15 protein-coding genes and 2 pseudogenes are annotated in these 16,161 nt (G+C 71.1%); 4 read left to right on the top strand and 13 right to left on the bottom strand.

All coding sequences use genetic code 11. The features are described 5' to 3' along the window. The coding region (locus CCN33_RS02005; RefSeq protein WP_244173564.1) for a hypothetical protein at nt 1–2,470 on the bottom strand (2,470 nt) is incomplete at its 3' end. Between the two features lie 155 nt (nt 2,471–2,625). Next, nucleotides 2,626–3,333: a response regulator transcription factor gene (locus CCN33_RS02000; protein WP_086690412.1), complete on the bottom strand. Its 708-nt coding sequence runs from the start codon at nt 3,331–3,333 to the stop codon at nt 2,626–2,628. Between the two features lie 218 nt (nt 3,334–3,551). Between CCN33_RS02000 and CCN33_RS31785 the strand changes: the two genes are divergently transcribed. Next, nucleotides 3,552–4,910, top strand: a complete 1,359-nt coding sequence (locus CCN33_RS31785; protein WP_244173562.1) for a COG1470 family protein — start codon at nt 3,552–3,554, stop codon at nt 4,908–4,910. 496 nt (nt 4,911–5,406) lie between these two features. Here CCN33_RS31785 and CCN33_RS32660 read toward each other — a convergent pair. From CCN33_RS32660 to CCN33_RS01955, 9 genes and pseudogenes are all read right to left on the bottom strand, one after another. Continuing rightward, nucleotides 5,407–5,568: pseudogene (locus CCN33_RS32660) on the bottom strand (transposase family protein); the annotation flags it as partial. A gap of 113 nt (nt 5,569–5,681) precedes the next feature. Beyond that, nucleotides 5,682–5,903: pseudogene (locus CCN33_RS33695) on the bottom strand (transposase family protein); the annotation flags it as partial. A gap of 31 nt (nt 5,904–5,934) precedes the next feature. Further along, on the bottom strand, nt 5,935–6,411 hold the full coding sequence (locus tag CCN33_RS01985; protein WP_086690410.1) for a GNAT family N-acetyltransferase: 477 nt from the start codon (nt 6,409–6,411) through the stop codon (nt 5,935–5,937). A 280-nt stretch (nt 6,412–6,691) separates the two neighbouring features. Then, complete coding sequence (locus tag CCN33_RS01980; protein WP_244173560.1) at nt 6,692–9,469, bottom strand: lectin; 2,778 nt, start codon at nt 9,467–9,469, stop codon at nt 6,692–6,694. Nucleotides 9,470–9,621: 152 nt separating this feature from the next. Beyond that, the gene (locus tag CCN33_RS01975; protein ID WP_244173559.1) at nt 9,622–10,377 is read right to left on the bottom strand and encodes a YqjF family protein; all 756 of its coding nucleotides are present in this window, start codon (nt 10,375–10,377) and stop codon (nt 9,622–9,624) included. Further along, on the bottom strand, nt 10,374–11,069 hold the full coding sequence (locus CCN33_RS01970) for an SDR family NAD(P)-dependent oxidoreductase (protein WP_086690408.1): 696 nt from the start codon (nt 11,067–11,069) through the stop codon (nt 10,374–10,376). The genes CCN33_RS01975 and CCN33_RS01970 overlap by 4 nt, the downstream gene beginning before the upstream one ends. A gap of 185 nt (nt 11,070–11,254) precedes the next feature. Further along, nucleotides 11,255–11,941: an SDR family NAD(P)-dependent oxidoreductase gene (locus CCN33_RS01965; protein ID WP_086690406.1), complete on the bottom strand. Its 687-nt coding sequence runs from the start codon at nt 11,939–11,941 to the stop codon at nt 11,255–11,257. A 40-nt stretch (nt 11,942–11,981) separates the two neighbouring features. Next, nucleotides 11,982–12,368 carry an ester cyclase gene (locus CCN33_RS01960; protein WP_086690404.1) on the bottom strand — a complete coding sequence of 129 codons (387 nt, stop codon included), beginning with the start codon at nt 12,366–12,368 and terminating at the stop codon, nt 11,982–11,984. Nucleotides 12,369–12,392: 24 nt separating this feature from the next. After that, nucleotides 12,393–13,133, bottom strand: a complete 741-nt coding sequence (locus tag CCN33_RS01955) for an SDR family NAD(P)-dependent oxidoreductase (RefSeq protein WP_086690402.1) — start codon at nt 13,131–13,133, stop codon at nt 12,393–12,395. Between the two features lie 91 nt (nt 13,134–13,224). On the opposite strand from CCN33_RS01955, the gene CCN33_RS01950 reads away from it, so the two are divergent. Both CCN33_RS01950 and CCN33_RS01945 read left to right on the top strand, forming a co-directional pair. Continuing rightward, a complete protein-coding gene (locus CCN33_RS01950; protein WP_244173557.1) occupies nt 13,225–13,833 on the top strand; it encodes a TetR/AcrR family transcriptional regulator in 609 nt (202 codons plus the stop codon). Between the two features lie 104 nt (nt 13,834–13,937). Continuing rightward, nucleotides 13,938–14,492 carry a hypothetical protein gene (locus CCN33_RS01945; RefSeq protein ID WP_140394448.1) on the top strand — a complete coding sequence of 185 codons (555 nt, stop codon included), beginning with the start codon at nt 13,938–13,940 and terminating at the stop codon, nt 14,490–14,492. A 57-nt stretch (nt 14,493–14,549) separates the two neighbouring features. Here CCN33_RS01945 and CCN33_RS01940 read toward each other — a convergent pair whose 3' ends face one another. After that, complete coding sequence (locus CCN33_RS01940) at nt 14,550–15,173, bottom strand: TetR/AcrR family transcriptional regulator (protein WP_086690398.1); 624 nt, start codon at nt 15,171–15,173, stop codon at nt 14,550–14,552. A 140-nt stretch (nt 15,174–15,313) separates the two neighbouring features. Between CCN33_RS01940 and CCN33_RS01935 the strand changes: the two genes are divergently transcribed. Beyond that, nucleotides 15,314–15,898, top strand: coding sequence for a hypothetical protein (locus tag CCN33_RS01935; RefSeq protein ID WP_086690396.1), 585 nt, complete (start codon nt 15,314–15,316; stop codon nt 15,896–15,898). Nucleotides 15,899–15,995: 97 nt separating this feature from the next. Here the strand turns inward: CCN33_RS01935 and CCN33_RS01930 are convergent. After that, nucleotides 15,996–16,161: FKBP-type peptidyl-prolyl cis-trans isomerase (locus CCN33_RS01930; RefSeq protein ID WP_208621633.1), on the bottom strand; the 166-nt coding region annotated here is incomplete at its 5' end.

Here is a 16,161-nt window from a genome sequence, read left to right as displayed (position 1 = left end):
GTGTCGGCGTCGGGGTCGGGTCGGGCGGCGCGGGTGCCTCGCGCACCGGGACCACCGTGCGGTCGGTGTTGTCGCTCGGGTCGGGGTCGATCACGGCGCCGGTCACCGACCAGTCCACCGGCTGGTCGCCGGGCGTGACCCCGGTGACGGTGACGGTCACCGGGACGGTGGCGCCGGGCGGCACCACGCCGAGGTCGCAGGTGAGCCCGCGCACGTCGCAGTTCCGGCCGGGCGCGGTCAGCCCGGTGACGGTCGCCCCCAGGGGCGGCGCCACGGTGAACCGGGTGCCGGGCGAGGCCGCGGGCCCCTGGTTCACGACGTCGACGCGGACGGTGCCGGTACGGCCGACGACGACCTGCCCCGAGGTGTCCGGGGCCTGTACGGCCAGGTCCACGGACTGCTGCACCGAGGGCTCCTTCTGGCGGCCCCCCAGCGCGGTGGTGAGCGGGGTGAGGGAACCCGACTCCACGTCCACCCGGCTCAGCTTCTCCGGGCTGTTCGCCGCGAGCTGGGCACGCGAGCTGAACACCAGGCCGGTGCCGTCCGCCGTCCAGGCGGCGTCACGCGGCTGGAACGGACCCGTGGCCGAGGCGTCCGGCAGTTCCCGGCGGCACGCGCCCGGCAGACCGCGGCCGGCGGCGGGCAGCAGCACCCGGCAGTCGTCGCCCGACACCGAGGTGAGCAGAAGGCCGCCCTGCTGGTCGACCCGGCCGCCACCGGCCTTGCGGTTGAAGGCGATGGTCTGTCCGTCGGGAGAGAAGGCCGGGCTGTCGTCGATGACGTCGCAGGCGCCGGGGCAGTTGGCGGAGCTGAGATCGCGCTGCTGGTCGAGGTGGTCGACCGGGACGGTCCAGATGTGCTTGTTGCCGCTGCCGCCGCCGATGACCTGCGTACGGGTGAAGGCGAGGCGGGTGCCGTCCGAGGACCAGGTCGGCTGGGCGTCGGTGCCCTGCGCCTGCCCGGCCGGCGGGGTGATCGTGCCCCGGAGCGCGCCGGTGGCCACGTCCGCGATGAGCACCCGGCCCGGCCCTGCCGCGTCACCGGTACCGCCGGGCGAAGTACGCCGGAAGGCCAGGGACTTGCCGTCGGGGGAGAAGGTCGGGTCGGTGTCCCAGTCCTTCGGGCCGCGCCCGGCCAGCGGCAGGAGGCGCGGGTTGGAGCCGTCGGCGTCGGCCAGCCAGATCCGCTCGATGCGTCCGGCGTCGGAGTCCTCGAACCGGGTCAGCACGATCTGCCGCCCGTCCGGGGTGTAGTTCTGCCGCTCGGTCCACGGGTCGGACCCGGCCGCCGGCTGGAACAGCGGGTCCTTCGCCGGATCGGTGTTGGTGTCGGCCGCCGGGTCTTCCTTGAGGATGGTCAGACCCAGGTCACGGGGGTCCGAGCCGTCCGCGCGGGCGTCCTGGAGGGTCACCACATGGGGTCCGGCGGCGGTGGTGCGGTCCACCACGGCCCCGCCGCCGTCCACCGGCCCGAGCCAGGTGACCGTGCCGACCTCGCGGTCCTCGGTCAGGACGAGCGACCGGTTGCCGTCGTCGTCGGAGTGGACGACCGTCCTGAAGACATGGTCGAAGTCGCCCTCGCAGGTGCAGTCGCGGTCCGGGCTGAGGAACAGCAACTGGTTCCCGTCGGGCAACCAGGCTGCCCCATGGGTACGCCAGCCTGCCTCCGTGGCGCCCAGCAGCGGACCGCCGTCACCCGAACTCGCGTAGACGTAGCGCAGCTTGGGGCCGTCGGCGGTGGTGGCCGTGTAGGCGATGATGTCGCGCTTCTCGGCGGTGTCCAGCGGGTTCCACGCAGGCTCGCTCGCCGTGCCGTTCGCCGGATCGGTGACGCGGTTCGCGGTGCCGCCCCGGAGCGGGCGGACGTAGACCTGCCGGCCCACCAGGGGATCGGCGTCACTGGAGTACGCGAGCCGCTGACCGTCCGGCGACACCGTCGGGCATTCCTCGTCGGCCGGGGTGTCGGTCAGCCGGGTCAGGCCCGTGCCGTCGGTGCGCACCAGCCACAGGTCGCGCTGGGTGGCGCCGCCGGCGCCGCCGGGCTCGGCCGAGTCGAAGACGACCGACCGGCCGTCCGGCGTCAGCCGCGGGTGTGCCGCGTCCCGGCCGCTGGTCAGCTTGGTCACGGAACCGTCGGCGGCCCGGAGGTAGATCTGCGGGTTCCGCTCGTCCCGGCGGCTGGCGAACACCAGCCGGTCGCCCAGCGCCGAGGGTTCCACGTCGTAGTGGGTCGCGCCCTCCCCGAACAGCGGGGTGCTCGACTTCGTCGTCGCCACCCGGCCCAGGCTGCGGTGCCGGGTACCCGCGAAGGCGATCCGGGTCACTCCGTCGTCACCGGCTCGGGGGCGGGCCTTCGCCGTACCGGGACCGGCGGCCGCCGTCACCGCCAACAGGGGGACCAGCAGCAACAACGCCAGGCCGATCCGCTCCAGCGGGTACCGCCACCCGCCGGCCTTGTCCGTGCCCGTCACGGGCCCACCTCACCGTCCGCACTCCGCTTTCGCACAACCGCCCGCCATCCTGGGCGTCACCGTCCCTGGTGCGGCAGGGCCGGCGGGACGCTCCCGGGGGAAGCGGCGGAGGGGCTTTCGGGCAGTGTGTCGACAGCCGGTGGTCAGTACACCGGTCAGATCAAGCCGTTGCGCAGGGCGTAGCCGACCGCGTGGGCCCGGTTGCGGAGCTGCAGCCGGGTGATCACCTCGTGCAGCACGTTCTTCACGGTCCGCTCGGAGTACGAGGTCTTCCGGGCGATCTCCCCGGTGTCCAGGCCCTCCGCCACCAGTCGCAGCATCTCCGTCTCGCGGGGCGCCAGGGTGGACAGCGACGCCGCCCGCGGGTCGAGCGGGGAGGAGCGCTGCATGCTGCCCACGTGGGTGAGGAGTTTGGCGAGCAGATCCCCGGGCAGCATGCCCTCGCCGTTGGCTATGGCGAGGACCAGGCGCAGCAGCCGGTCCTGGTCGGCCTCGGCGCGGCGGAGCACCGCGGCGACCCCGTTGTCTATGGCGCGCTGGAGAGCGTCACCCGACTCGAAGGTGCCGACGACCAGGCCGGTGCGGGTCGCGGAGTTGTGGCGCAGCCGGTTGAGCAGCGCCGACGTCTCGTCGTCCACCGTGTCGACGGTGATCAGCGAGACCTGGGCGCTGTCGGCCGCCCCGGCCTCCACGAACTCGATCTCGGGGCGCTGACGCAGCTGGTGCACGATGCCGACGTAGAGGACGGGGTCGGGGGCGTAGACGGTGACGGAGACCCGCTCGGGTCGTCGGGCCGAGGTGGTCCAGGGTGCGGTGTGGGCGGCGGGAGCGGGATGGTTGGCCTGAGGGCAGCTCGTGGTCATGAGTCCTGTTTCCATCGAACGTTGTGGGGGGTGGTGCGACGCGCCGGTGGAGCTACGTGCGGGACCGAGCGGCGGAAGTCGGCCCGCGCACGGTCTTCGAAGGTCAACTGGCGCTATCCGAAGGGGAGTAGAGGAGCGCTGTCCGGGGCACGAGGACTGCCCGCGGGCTTGCCCTCGCGCCTCTCCGAAGGGAAGGGGCCGCGTCATACGGTCACCGGGTGACGTCTCCAGCACCCACCCCCAGCCCCGGCGCGCCCGGTTCCGACATCCCCGCGGTGTCGGTGACGCCCGGCGGGCTCGCCACGACCACCCTGACCGTCCGCAACGACAGCGACATCGTCGAGGCATACGGCCTCGAGGTGGTCGGCGACTGCGCGGCCTGGGCCACGGTGGAGCCCGCTCGCGTGTCCCTGTATCCGGGCACCTCCGAGACGGTGACCATCCGCCTCGAACCCCCGAGGTCCCCCGAGGTCCGCGCCGGTGAGGTGCCGCTCGCCGTACGCGTGCTGCCCACCGAGCACCCTGAGGCGGTACGGGTGCCCGAGTCGACCGTACGGGTCGAGGAGTTCCGGGAACTGCGCGCCGAGATCGCCCCGCGTCGCCGCCGGGGCTGGCTGCGCGGCCGCTACCGGCTGGCGCTGCGCAACGAGGGCAACACCCCGGTCACGCTGGGCTTCACGCCCGCCCAGCCCGGCGAGGAACTGCGCTTCACCCTCAAGCCCGCCGAACAGACGCTGGAGCCCGGCGAGTCGGCGGAAGTGGGTCTGCGGGCCCGTATCGGCAAGCCGGTGTGGTTCGGCGCCCCCGTCATCTGGCCGTTCACGGTCACCGTCGCCGAGACGGCGGCACCGGACGCGCCCCTGCCGGAGCCCGCCGACGCGATCCGCACCCCGCTGGACGCCGAGTTCGTCCAGATCCCGGTCTTCCCCAAGTGGCTGCTCGCGGTGCTCGCCGCGCTGATCGCCCTGCTCCTCGCCTGGTTCACCCTGGTACGGCCCGCCGTGCGCAGCGCGGCCAAGGAGGCGGCCGACGAGGTCGTCCAGCAGCGGCCCACCCCCGGCGGCAGCGAGCAGGCCGGCCAGGGCACGGGAACCGACGGCGGGCAGCCCGGCACCGGCACTGGTGGCGCGGGCAGCCGTCCGGGCACGGGCGGCGGCACCGGTACGGGCACCGGGACCGGAACCGGCGACGGCGGAGGTGGCGGCTCGGCCGGCGGCGGTGGCGGCCAGAGCTCGGCCACCATCGACGTGCAGACGGGCGGCGGCGCGGAGAAGACCGGCACCTACACGGTCCCCGCGGACAAGGTGTTCCAGGTCACCGACATCGTCGTGGCCAACTTCCAGGGCGACGAGGGGGTGCTGACCATCAACTTCGGTGACCGGAAGATCACGACGATCGCGCTGGAGACCTTCCGCAACCAGGATTATCACTGGGTCACCCCCATCAGGATCGCCGCGAACGACACGGTCACCGCCCAGGTCACCTGTGCCAAGCCGGGCACCCCCGCCACCGGCAGGCGGGCCCAGGAGTGCCATGAGGTGCTCAACGTCAGCGGAGTGCTCAGCGACATCAGGTGACTTGGGGCGTCACGCCCATGCTCTTCGAGACGCGCCGTGATGCAAAGCCGCGACAGGGCCGGGCGTCCGGAAAACGGACCCCCGGCTCTGTCGGTCATGTGACCGGATTGCGCGAGTATGTTCGGGTGTCTTGCCTGAATCTCTCTCGGTAACCGCGGGTAGGCGTCGTTGACTATGCATCAAACTTGGCTTGATCTCCTCTAACGACCCCGGAGGTAATTGGAGTCCGGACATGTTGGCCTGACGGCGCGGAGCGGTCGGAGACCAGGCCGGCGATCGCCAGATGGGTCTCGGCGTAGGTGTCACGGCACCCGGTGAAGCGTCGCGGGGGCGCCCATTGCCGCAGCTCGGCGTTGGTGTGCTCGATGCAGATCCGGCCTGAGGACTGTCGCCGCCGTGCCTCGTGCCAGGCCCGTTTCTCGCCGTCACACGCGTCGTCCTTCGGCTTCCTCGGCGGGACGGTGACCTGGCCGGGGAACTCCTTGGCCAGCCCGGCCTACCCGGCGTCGGCCTGGGACGTCACCGACGGGTGAAGCCTGAACTGCTCGGCGATGCCCTCAGTGCGCACGGCGGTCTGGTCGTGCATCCGGCCGGGCCGTACGACCCCGGACAGCAGCATCCGGCCCTGTCCGTCGCTGAACGTGGTGGTCTTGATCGTGTTCTGCTTCCGCTTGCCAGAGAGGAAGGCCCGGCGTCCGGCGCGGGCCGTCTGCGGGCGTCCGACCTGGGTATCGGCTCGGCCAGGACCTCGTGCGGCAGCTGATGGCGCAGGTGTACCAGCGTGAGAAGCAACCTGTCGTGAAGAACCAGCTTCGGCTTGCGTCCTGCCCCGGCCGCCCGCTTGCGTTCACCACCCCGCGCCTCGCGCAGCGTGGACTGTCGGGCCGCCTCCCACGGGTCGGCGAGTTCGGCGAACAACTCGCCGAAGTGTGCGCGGGAGACACCAGACAGGGGAGGATGGGAGCAGGCCGTGCGGGCCCAGGTCAGCTTCACAACTCACCTAACCCGCACGGCCCTTCTCACGTCACTGCCGACCGGCCCCGCCAGCACTTCCTCCAGGTCGCAAGTCAATGGGGTAGTCGTAGCGTATGAACCCCTTGAAGCTCGCCACCTTGTCGTACAGTGCGCGGGCGGCGGTGTTGTCCTCCTGAGTGGTCCAGTAGAAGCGGGATGCCCCCCGCTCCCGCGATGCATCGGCCACCTTCTCGATCAGCATCCGCGCCGCGCCTCGGCCGCGTGCCGCCTCGTCGACGAAGAGGTCCTGGAGGTAGCAGCTGTCTTCCATCCAGAACGTCGGGTGGAACAGATAGTGCGCGATGCCGACCAGCTTCCCTTTCGACCAGGCGCCGATGCCGTGGAACTGGGTGTCGCCCCGTAGCCGCTGCCAAGTCTCCTCGTAGCCCTCGTCCGGCACCGCGGTGCGGTAGAACGCCTTGTAACCGCGCGCCAGCACTTCCCAGGCGGCGCGATCCTCCTCGCGCAACGAACCAATTTTGATCACGACTGCCCATCCTCACCCGCGAGCCTCAGCTGGTCTGCCGAACTGCTGAACTGCCGAACACTGTCGGAGTCGCCCTGGCGGGGCCCGCATGACTCACGATCCTGACTGCGCCGTCGCGTTCGACGCCAGGGCCACTTCCCAAACACTGGCTACGTTCAACGGGATCGGAGCGGGACAACCGTCATGATCCGGTTCCGCGCACCTTCCACCTGTGGGCCGCCGCCTGCCCCTTGCACGCCTGGGTGCGGTCCCGCCCGAGGACGGGACCGCACGCGGGTGCTCAGGCCGCCGGAAGCGTCCACTTCTGGGCCGCCGACCCGTTGCAGGCGTAGATCTGCAGCCGGGTGCCCTCCGCCGTGGCGGAGTTGGGATCGTCCAGGCACAGACCGGAGTTGGCGTTCTTCAGCGAGCCGTCCGAGCCGGCCGTCCACTTCTGCGCGCCGGTGCCGTTGCAGGCGTAGAGCTGGACGAGGGTGCCGTTGGCCGTCCCGCTGTTCGTCACGTCGAGGCACTTGCCGAGCGTGCGCAGGGTGCCGTCCGAGGCGACCGTCCAGTCCTGGGCGTATGTACCGTTGCAGGTCCACAGCTGGATCGCCGTGTGGTCCGCCGTCCCGGAGTTGGCGTCGTCCACGCAGAGGGAGGAACCGACACCGGACTTCACCGGACCCACCCGTGGCCTGGCGGGGGCGGAGGTGTCGCCGGGGTAGGACGGGGGAGCGGCGGACGTCCCGGCGGCCCAGCCGGTGTTGGCCGTGGTGCCCAGGGTGAAACCGAGGGTGCCGCCCGAAGTGAGGGCGGAGGCCGGAGCGTAGGCGTTGTTCCACGCCGAGCCGTTGAAGGTCGCGGACTGGACGTAGGGAGCGTTGTCCGCCGCGCCGGAGCCGTTGATCGTGAACGTCCTGCCCGAGGGCAGAGTGACCTGCGCCTGCGGGAACAGCGGTGAACCGAGGGCGAGATCGGCCGTGCCCGGCGTCATCGGGAACATGCCGAGCGCCGACCAGACGTACCAGGCACTCATCGCCCCCAGGTCGTCGTTGCCGTCCGCCAGACCGGCGGGGGAGTTGGACCAGATCTGGTCCTGCACCGCCCGTACCGTCGCCTGGGTCTTGTACGGCATGCCGATGTAGTCGTACTCCCAGGGGAGTTCGATGCTCGGCTCGTTGCCGACCCACGCGTAGCCGTTGGCGCCGGTGTAACTGCGCAGCACGGTGTCCAGGTAGTCGCCCATCACCTTGTCACCGCCCTTGGCGGTGGCGAGCCCGGCCACGTCGAACGGCACCATGCCGGTGTAGATCCAGGAGTCGGCCTCCACCATGTCCGTCCCGCTGGTCGGGTCGAACCCGCCGGTCCAGGTCCCGTTCAGGTTGCGCGGCTGGACGAAACCGGAGGCGGGGTTGAGCACGTTGCGCCAGTCCTGCGCCCGGTGCGCGTACGTCTTCTGGCTCCCGGTGTCGCCCAGGGCACCGGCGAAGGCGGAGAGGGCGAAGTCGGCGGTGTCGTACTCCAGGGTGGTGGCGACGGGGCCGTAGAAGTTGCAGCACCCGTAGCTGCCGTCGTGGGGCTCGTATCCCGGACTGTCGAGGTAATTGAGGCCCGGCCGGTCATTGTTGGCGGTACCGGCCTGCTTCAGCAGACCGGCCAGGGCCGCCGAGGTGTCGAAGTTCCGCGCGCCGAAGGCGTAGTAGTCGGCGATGATCGCGGCGGCCGGGTCACCGACCATGACGTAGGACTCGCCGTTGTTCTCCGACCACTTGGGGAAGATCCCGGTCTGCTGGTAGTCGTCGACCATCGACTGGGCGGTGTCGGAGGCCACTTGGGGGCTGACCAGCGCCTCCAGCTGGGCCTGGGAGCGGTAGATGTCCCAGCCGGAGTAGTTGGCGTACGCGGCCCGGTGGCCGGAGTCGACCGTGTGCGTCCTGCCGTCGAAGCCGAAGTACTGGCCGCCCGTGTCGCTGATGACATTCGGGTGCAGCAGCGAGTGGTAGAGCGCGGTGTAGAAGATCTTCTGCTGGTCCGAGGTCCCGCCGCCGATCAGCACCTTGCCCAGCGCCGAGTCCCAGGCGTCGTGCGCCGAGGTGCGGACGGCGTCGAAGTTCCAGTCGGGGTTCTCCGCCACGCGGTTGGCGCTCGCGTTGGCCACCGAGACGTAGGAGACGCCCACCTTGGCCTGCACGACCCGGCTGGAACTGGTGTCGAAGGTGACATGGGCGTTGGACGCGGCGGCCTTGGGAGTCGCGTCGTCCGTGAGTGCCTTGGGCGCGGTGCCGTGCAGGCGCGGGTGGTTGGGCCGGTCCACCGCGTTCTTCCCGGCCCGCTTGGTGCTCGGCGCCGGCTTCGGCGCCGCGAGCGAGCTGCCGCTGGTGGCGAAGGGCCGGTCAAAGACCATGTCGAAGTAGACGGTGTAGCTGTTCCCGGCCCCGCAGAACCGGCCGCTCGTCACCTGCCCGCTGACCTCGGTGCCGGACACCACGTTGAACTGGGTCGAACTGGCGCCGTTCTGGCTGCCGTTCAGCTTGAGGAGCAGGTTCGCCTGTGTGGTCGCCGGGAAGGTGAACCGCGCCATCCCGCTCCGCGTCGTGGTGGTCAGCTCGGTGGTCACCTTGTTGTCCAGCGCGACCTTGTACGACCCCGCCGTGGCCGACTCGTTGGCGTGCGAGAAGGAGTCGGTGGCCGAGTTGTCGACGGCCCCGACCGTCGGCAGCACCGGCACGTCCCCCGCCGCCCCACAGCCGGGCCCGGCGATGTGCGTGAGGCTGAAGCCCGTGATCGAGGAGTCCTTGTACTCGTACCCCCCGCCCGGCGGCCGCGACGAGGTGTCCGGACTCCACTGCACCATGCCGAAGGGCACGTCGGCGCCGGGGAAGTCATTGGCGTCGTTGGACGTACCGATGAACGGGTTGACCAGATCGGCCGGATGAGCCACGAGATCGGCGACCCGTGCCGGCGCCGCCGACGCGGGCAGCGCGTACGCGCCGACCAGGGCGGCCCCTGCGACGGCGGCAGCCGTCGCGTAACCCCGACGCGCACGCCGGGGTCTGCCTAACGAGATCCAGGACATCGTTCTGTGCCTCCTGCGGGAGTGGGGGAGAGCGAGGCGGAACCGGAAACCTCCGCGTGGTTGACAACGTTGTCTCGGCGCTGTGGCAACGTAGTGCTGGGGCGTGCTCACGTCAATGCTGTGGGTGAGAGCGACGCGGAGTCCGGCCGGGTTCAGATTCCCCGCGGCAGGCGGAGCGGTGGGCCGAAGCGGACGGGGACACCGGGCGCGTAGAGCACGCTGACGGGATGTTCGCGTGGGGTGCGCAGCCCGGCCGCCGCGACGACGGTCTCGTCGTACGAGGTCAGCTCGGCACGGGTGAACGTCCACCGGGGGTGGATGTTCGGCAAGTAGTAGGTGAGGCCGCGGAGTTGAGCGTGCAGTCCCCATCGACAGGTGAGGAACTCCTCCAGCGCGTTCGCCTCGTACGGCTCGGGGGAGACCTCGGCCCGGACGCGCGCGCCCGCTCCGGAACCGTCGCGCCGGAGGGAGTCGTAGACAATCCCGGAGTCGGTGCGGCGGGTGCGGATACGGGCCCAGCGGTACGGCAGCCCGAACCCCGCCCGCGCCGTCAGTACGGGCAGCAGGCGGTCGCAGTCCAGGGAGCGGAACACCACTCCACGCCGCCCGAGGGCGTCCCGGCTGTACAGGCGGACGTTCACCTCGCCGAAGCTGCCCAGGTAGGGGAGGGCCGGCGCCCGGCCGAAGGCCAGGTGGTCCATGCGGAAGAAGACCAGGCCGACGTAGGTGCGGCCCAGGTGGAGGTCCGGGGACGTGCCCGGGGGCAGCAGCCGTGCGACCTCGTCCGGGTCGGCGGCCCAGTGCAGGAAGACCAGTTCACGCCACCATTGCCGGAAGACGATGTGCGAGAGGGGGCGCGGGGGCAGGGGCGTGACCTCCTCCACGTGATCGGACGCGTCCGCTGTCACGACCTGCCCCGCCTCGACTCGGCGGGTTCCATGACCCCCACGTCCGTACGCATGCCCTCCACGATCGTGTCGACGGCCTCCGCCACCGAGATGCCCGGTGGCAGGGCCGGAGCGGACCCGGTCACCGCGCGGCCGGCGAACCCGGACCCGACGTGGGGCAGGCAGATCTCCAGCACCCCCACCCGGGAGCGCCGCAGCTCCCGGCGAGCCGACGCCAGCCAAGTGGCCAGCGCGGCCTTCGCCGCCGCGTAGTCCGCCATGCCGGCCGGTGCCGAGCGGGCGACGGTGCCCGTGACGGCGGCGAGCAGCCCCCCCGGGGACACGTGGGTCGAGGCGGAGCGCAGGATCGCCATGGGGGCGAGCGCGTTCACCGCCATCACGTGTTCCGCGACCGCTTCCCCGATCTCACCGACCGGCCCGAACGCGGCCACTCCCACACAGACGACCACGGCATCCAGTCCGCCCAGTTCCCGAGCCGCCCAGGCCGCCGTGCCCTCGGCGCCGTCGAGGTCCCACGCGTCGAAGGTCCGCGAGGGGCCGGGCCCGCACCGCTCGCGCACCCCGGCCAGCCGGTCCGGGTCCCGCCCCGCGAGCGCGGTCACCGCTCCGAGCCCGGCCAGCCGCTCGGCCAGCGCCGAGCCGATGTCACCGGTCGCCCCGGCGACGAGGATGTGTGCGCCCCGGATCTCCACCCCGCGCCTCCCGTCTTGTGTCCTGGGAACACTTCGCCCGTAGCGGGCCGGGCGGATGCGGCGGGTCGGCTTTGCGTGCCGTCGTCGGTGGAGGCGGGCTGGGCCATGATCCGTCGGCCGGGCCCGCGACCCTGGTGCCTGGGAAGGGCGCCGGTGTCACCCGGACCGGTCGGCACGCACGGCGACTACCAGGGCAGCTCCCCGCTCTCGTCCTGAAGCGTCCCCGTGGGACCGTCCGCGCCCAGCGTCGCCAGGCGGACGACAACCTTCGCGCTCTCCTCCGGGGACCGTCCGATCCCGAAGTCCGCGGTCATGTCCGTGGCGGTGGTGCCCGGCTCGACCGCGTTGAACTTGATCTCCGGGTAGGCCTTGGCGTACTGCACCGTCAGCATCGTGGCCGCCGACTTCGACGCGGAGTACAGCAAGGTCGGCAGGCTGAATTCGGGCCGCTCGGGGTTGTTCACGGCCCAGAACGAACCGGCGCTGCTGGAGACGGTGACCACGGTGGGGTCGGCGGACCGGCGCAGCAGGGGCAGGGCGGCCTCGGTGACGCGTACGATCCCCACCGCGTTGGTGTCGAACACGCGCAGGGCGCTGGGGCCGTCCACCTCGCCGAGCCCCAGGACGCCCGCGTTGTGCACCAGGACGTCGAGCCGGCCTTCGTCCGCCTCGATCTTCTCCAGCGCGCCGGCGACCGACGCGTCGTCGGTCACGTCGAGTTGGACGAACCGTGCCCCGAGCGCGGCCGCGGCCTTCTCGCCGCGCTCGATGTCCCGGGCGCCGATGTAGACGGTGTGGCCCGCGGCGAGAAGCTGCTTGGCGGTCTCGAAACCGATGCCCTTGTTGGCGCCGGTGATCAGCGTGATGGTCATACGTCTTCCTCCGTCATGAGTGATGCGTGCGTCGCCGCCGTCAGCCGCTCAACTGCCGCCGGAGCCCGGCGGCATCGTGCAGCGCCGCCATGTGGACGAACCGGCCGTCGCGGACCTGATAGATCGCGTACTCGACGATCTCGAAGGAGGCCCCGGTGGGTTGCACGCCGAGCCATTCCTTCACCGGCGTACCGGTGTTGACGAGACGGGCGGCCAGGCGGTCCCCGTCGAAGAGCAACTCCTCGAGTTCCCAGTGCAGATCGGGCACCGCGTCCACGTCGTGCCGCTGTACGGCGAGAAGGTCGTCCCGGGTGGCGGGCTCACCGTTCAGGGTGGTCCGGTCGGCGATGAACTCGCCCATACCGTCGAACTCGTGGGCGTTGAGCGCACCGAGGTAGCGCTCGTAGAACGCGCGCAGGTCGGACATCGGTCGGCCTTTCCGTGGAGGCGCTCAGATCTGGTTGAGACCACCGTCGACGTACAGGCTCGACCCCGTGACAAAGCTGCTCTGGTCCGAGGCGAGGAAGGCCACGGCGGCGGCGACCTCCTCCGGCCGCCCGAGCCGGCCCAGCGGCACGCGCGACGACAACTGCTCCTTGAACCGCTCCGCGTCGGGAGTGAGCGCCGAAAGGGCCGGGGTGTCGGTCGGGCCCGGCGTCACCGTGTTGACCCGGATGCCGCGTCCCTTGAGTTCGTTGGCCCAGGTCCGGGCGAGCGAGCGGGTGGCGGCCTTGGTGGCTGCGTACACGCCGAGCCCCTCGTCGCCGACGTCCACGTTGGTGGAGCCGTTCAAGATCACGGAAGCACCGACGTTGAGCAGGGGCAACGCCTTCTGGACGGTGAACAGCGTGCCCCGGACGTTGATGCCGAAGAGCTTGTCGAAGTGCTCCTCGGTGACCTCTTCGAGCGGTACGAGGTCGGCCACGGAGGCGTTGGCGAACAGCACGTCCAGTCCCTGCCCCCGCCTGCGGACGGCCTCATAGAGCCGGTCCAGGTCGGCCGGGTCCGCGATGTCACCGGTCACGGCGGTGGCTGCCGGGCCGATCTCCTCGGCGGCCGCGTCGAGTTCGTCCTTCCGCCGCCCGGTGATGAACACGTGCGCGCCCTCGGCTGCCAGCCGTTTGGCGCCGGCGAGGCCGATCCCGGCGCTGGCCCCCGTGACCACAGCGGTCTTGCCCTCGAGCAGTCCCATGTCGGTCGCCCTCCATGTTCTGTAGTGATCGATACAGAACGCTAGCCTAGCACTTTCGTATCGGTCACTACAGAAGAGATAGAGTGAACGGGTGAAGACGGAGAAGAAGGGCCCGAGCGGCCGCCCACGGGGCTTCGACACCGGTGAGGCCCTCGAACGCGCCATGCTGGTCTTCTGGGAACACGGATACGAGGGCGCGAGTCTGGGCCGCCTGACCAGCGCCATGGGCATCTCGGCCACGAGCATGTACGCGGCCTTCGGCAACAAGGAGGAGCTGTTCCGCAAGGCCCTGGAGCGCTATACGGAGGGGCCCAGCGCCTACCTGGACGAAGCGCTGAAGGAACCGACCTCCCTGGGTGTGGCCACCGCGATCCTGTCCGGCGTCATCCGGACCACCACCGCTCCGTCCCGGCCCCGGGGGTGCATGGGCATCCAAGGGGCGTTGGCCGCGGGCGAGTCCGCCCAGCCGGCCCGTGAGCTGCTTGTCGGATGGCGCAACGACGGTTACCTGCGGATTCGGGAGCGGTTCGAACGGGCCGTGGCGGAGGGCGACCTTTCGGCGGGCGCCGATGCGGCGCTGTCGGCCCGGTATGTCACCGCGTTGGCTCATGGCATCGCCGTCCAGGCGGCCAGTGGGGTGTGCCAGGACGAGCTTCAGGCGATGGCCGACGCGGCGCTGCGGGGGTGGCCGCCCTCGTAGGGATGCTGCCTCGGCCGACGGGTCGACGAGGCCGACCGCAACCGCCGCCGGGCGAACGGCCGTCCCCTCTCGTGGTGCGGCGAGTGAGACAGGGGAGACGTGCGATGGCTGGTGGGGTGGGCGCGGACACGGCTCTGCGGGTACGGCGGCAGAGGAGGGTGTACGGCGCTCTGGGGCTGGTGGCTGTGGCGCCCCCGGCGCTGGAACTCTACGAGGACGTCTCGGGGCTGTTCGGGCTCTGGTGGGCCCTTGGGTCGGTGGTGGTGTTCAGCATCGTGTTCGGCGCCCGGCAGGTCCGCGGGGGCGCCGAGACCGGCCGGGTGGTCGCCGTTCGCGACGAGGGGCTCGCGGCGGGCGAGTACACGCTCACCGACTACAAGGTCTTCCTGCCCTTCGACCGGCCGAAGAGTTCCCCGGAGCGTGCGGAGTCGCCGCTGCTCCTGCGGTTCACCAACCGCGGTATCCAGCACTGGGACGGTGACACGCTGCGCTGGAGCCACCCGTGGGCCGACCTGCGCCTCGTCTTCGAGGACGAGGTGTTGCTCGTGCACCACGAGGAGCGGCTCGTCGCCCGGTTCTGGGTGTTCATCCCGTTCGGCACGCCTGACGAGATACTCCTCGCCGCCGACCGGCTGCAGAGGCAGCGGCCCCGGCGCTGAGCCCCGACGGCGTACCGCCGCCGGGCCGCTCGGCCGGAGCTGCCTCCTCTGGAGCGGTCACGTCGAGGGCGGAGCGGGGGAGTCGGGTTCCGGCGCCGGTCCTGCGCCCGTGTGCAGGATCCCTTCGACACCGTCCAGGAACGTCGTACAGATCAGCGTCGGGTCGAAGAGGCAGCCGGCGGCCATGGCGCCGTCCCGGAGCATGACGAAGTGCCGCCCGGTCACGTCGGCGGGAGCGCAGCCGGCGTCCTCCATGAGCTGCGTGGCCGTTTCCAGGAACCACTGCCGGTGGTCCAGCACCGCTTGGTGGACGGGGTGCGCCGGGTCGGGATACTCGGCCGCCGCGTTGAGGAAGGCGCAGCCGCGGAACCCGGGGGACTGGATGCCGTCGGCGATGGACCTGCCCACGGCCCGGACCGTCCCCGCTGCCGGAAGTCCCCGTGCCCGGATGGCGGCCACCTGTCCCCGGATGCCGTGATCGGCCTGCTGGAGGTAGGCGAGGATCAACTCGTCCTTCCCCTTGAAGTGGCGGTACAGGGTGGCGCGAGTGACCTGGGCCTCCGCGATGATCCGGTCCACACCGACGGAGTGAATGCCCTCGGCGTAGAAGATCCGGGTCGCCGTGTCGAGCAGCCGCGCCCGGGCCTCGGACGTGCTCCTGCCTTCTGTGCGCGTGCTCATGGCGGCCACGGTAGCAGGTAGGGAGGGAGAACGTTCGGTCTTGACAGTGGGGAGAGGGGCCCCTTAGATGAAGGAGGGAGACCGAACGTTCTCCCTCCTCAGCCTTCGCTTCGCCTTGTCCCTCGCCGAAAGGGCATCCCATGGCTTCCTCCACTGCCACCCCTGTCCCCGCCAAGGAGGACACCGGGTCGCTGCGCCGCCTCTACTTCCTGCGCTTTGCGTTCGCCTTGGTATGGGCCGTCCTCGTGTTCGCCTCGGCCCATTCCCTGGGCCCCCTCAGCGCCACACTGCTGGTGATCTACCCGTTGTTCGACGTGGCGTGCGCGGTCCTCGACATCAGGTCCGCCAAGGCCAACCAGGGGCCGGTGCGCGGCCTGTACGCGAACGTCGCGCTCAGTGCCCTCACCGCCGCGGGTCTGGTCGCGGCGGCCACCTCGGGCATCCCGGATGTCCTGCGCGTCTGGGGCGCCTGGGCGATCACCGCCGGAGCCGTCCAGCTGATCGTCGGCGTCCTGCGACGCCGACGCGGCATGGCAGGACAGTGGCCGATGATCCTCAGCGGAGCCATCTCCACCTTCGCCGGAGCCTCCTTCGTGGCCCAGGCAGGGAAGGCGAACGCCTCCTTGGGTGCGCTGGCCGGCTACGCCTTCCTGGGCGGAGTCTTCTTCCTGGTCTCGGCACTCCGCCTGAGGCAGTCGGACAGGACCGACCGAATCGGGGCGTGAGGTGCCGGCGTCGGCCCCGCGCGGTCGGTGCACGCGGGGCCGGCTCCGTGCGGCGATTCGACTCGCCGGCCCCTCACCGGCGTGATCGCGACGCGACCTAAGCCTTGCTCCACCCCGTCGTACGGGAGTACACGTCCAGCAGATCCACCACGAACACCAGGGTCGAGCCCGCCGGGATCGACGGCGTCGGCGACTGATTGCCGTACCCGAGCCGCGGCGGAACGATGATCTCGCGCCGGCCGCCGACCCTCATCCCCTTGACC

The sequence above is a fragment of the Streptomyces recifensis genome (assembly GCF_002154615.1).
Lineage (GTDB): Bacteria > Actinomycetota > Actinomycetes > Streptomycetales > Streptomycetaceae > Streptomyces > Streptomyces griseoluteus.
This window is presented reverse-complemented; position numbering and strand designations above follow the sequence as displayed.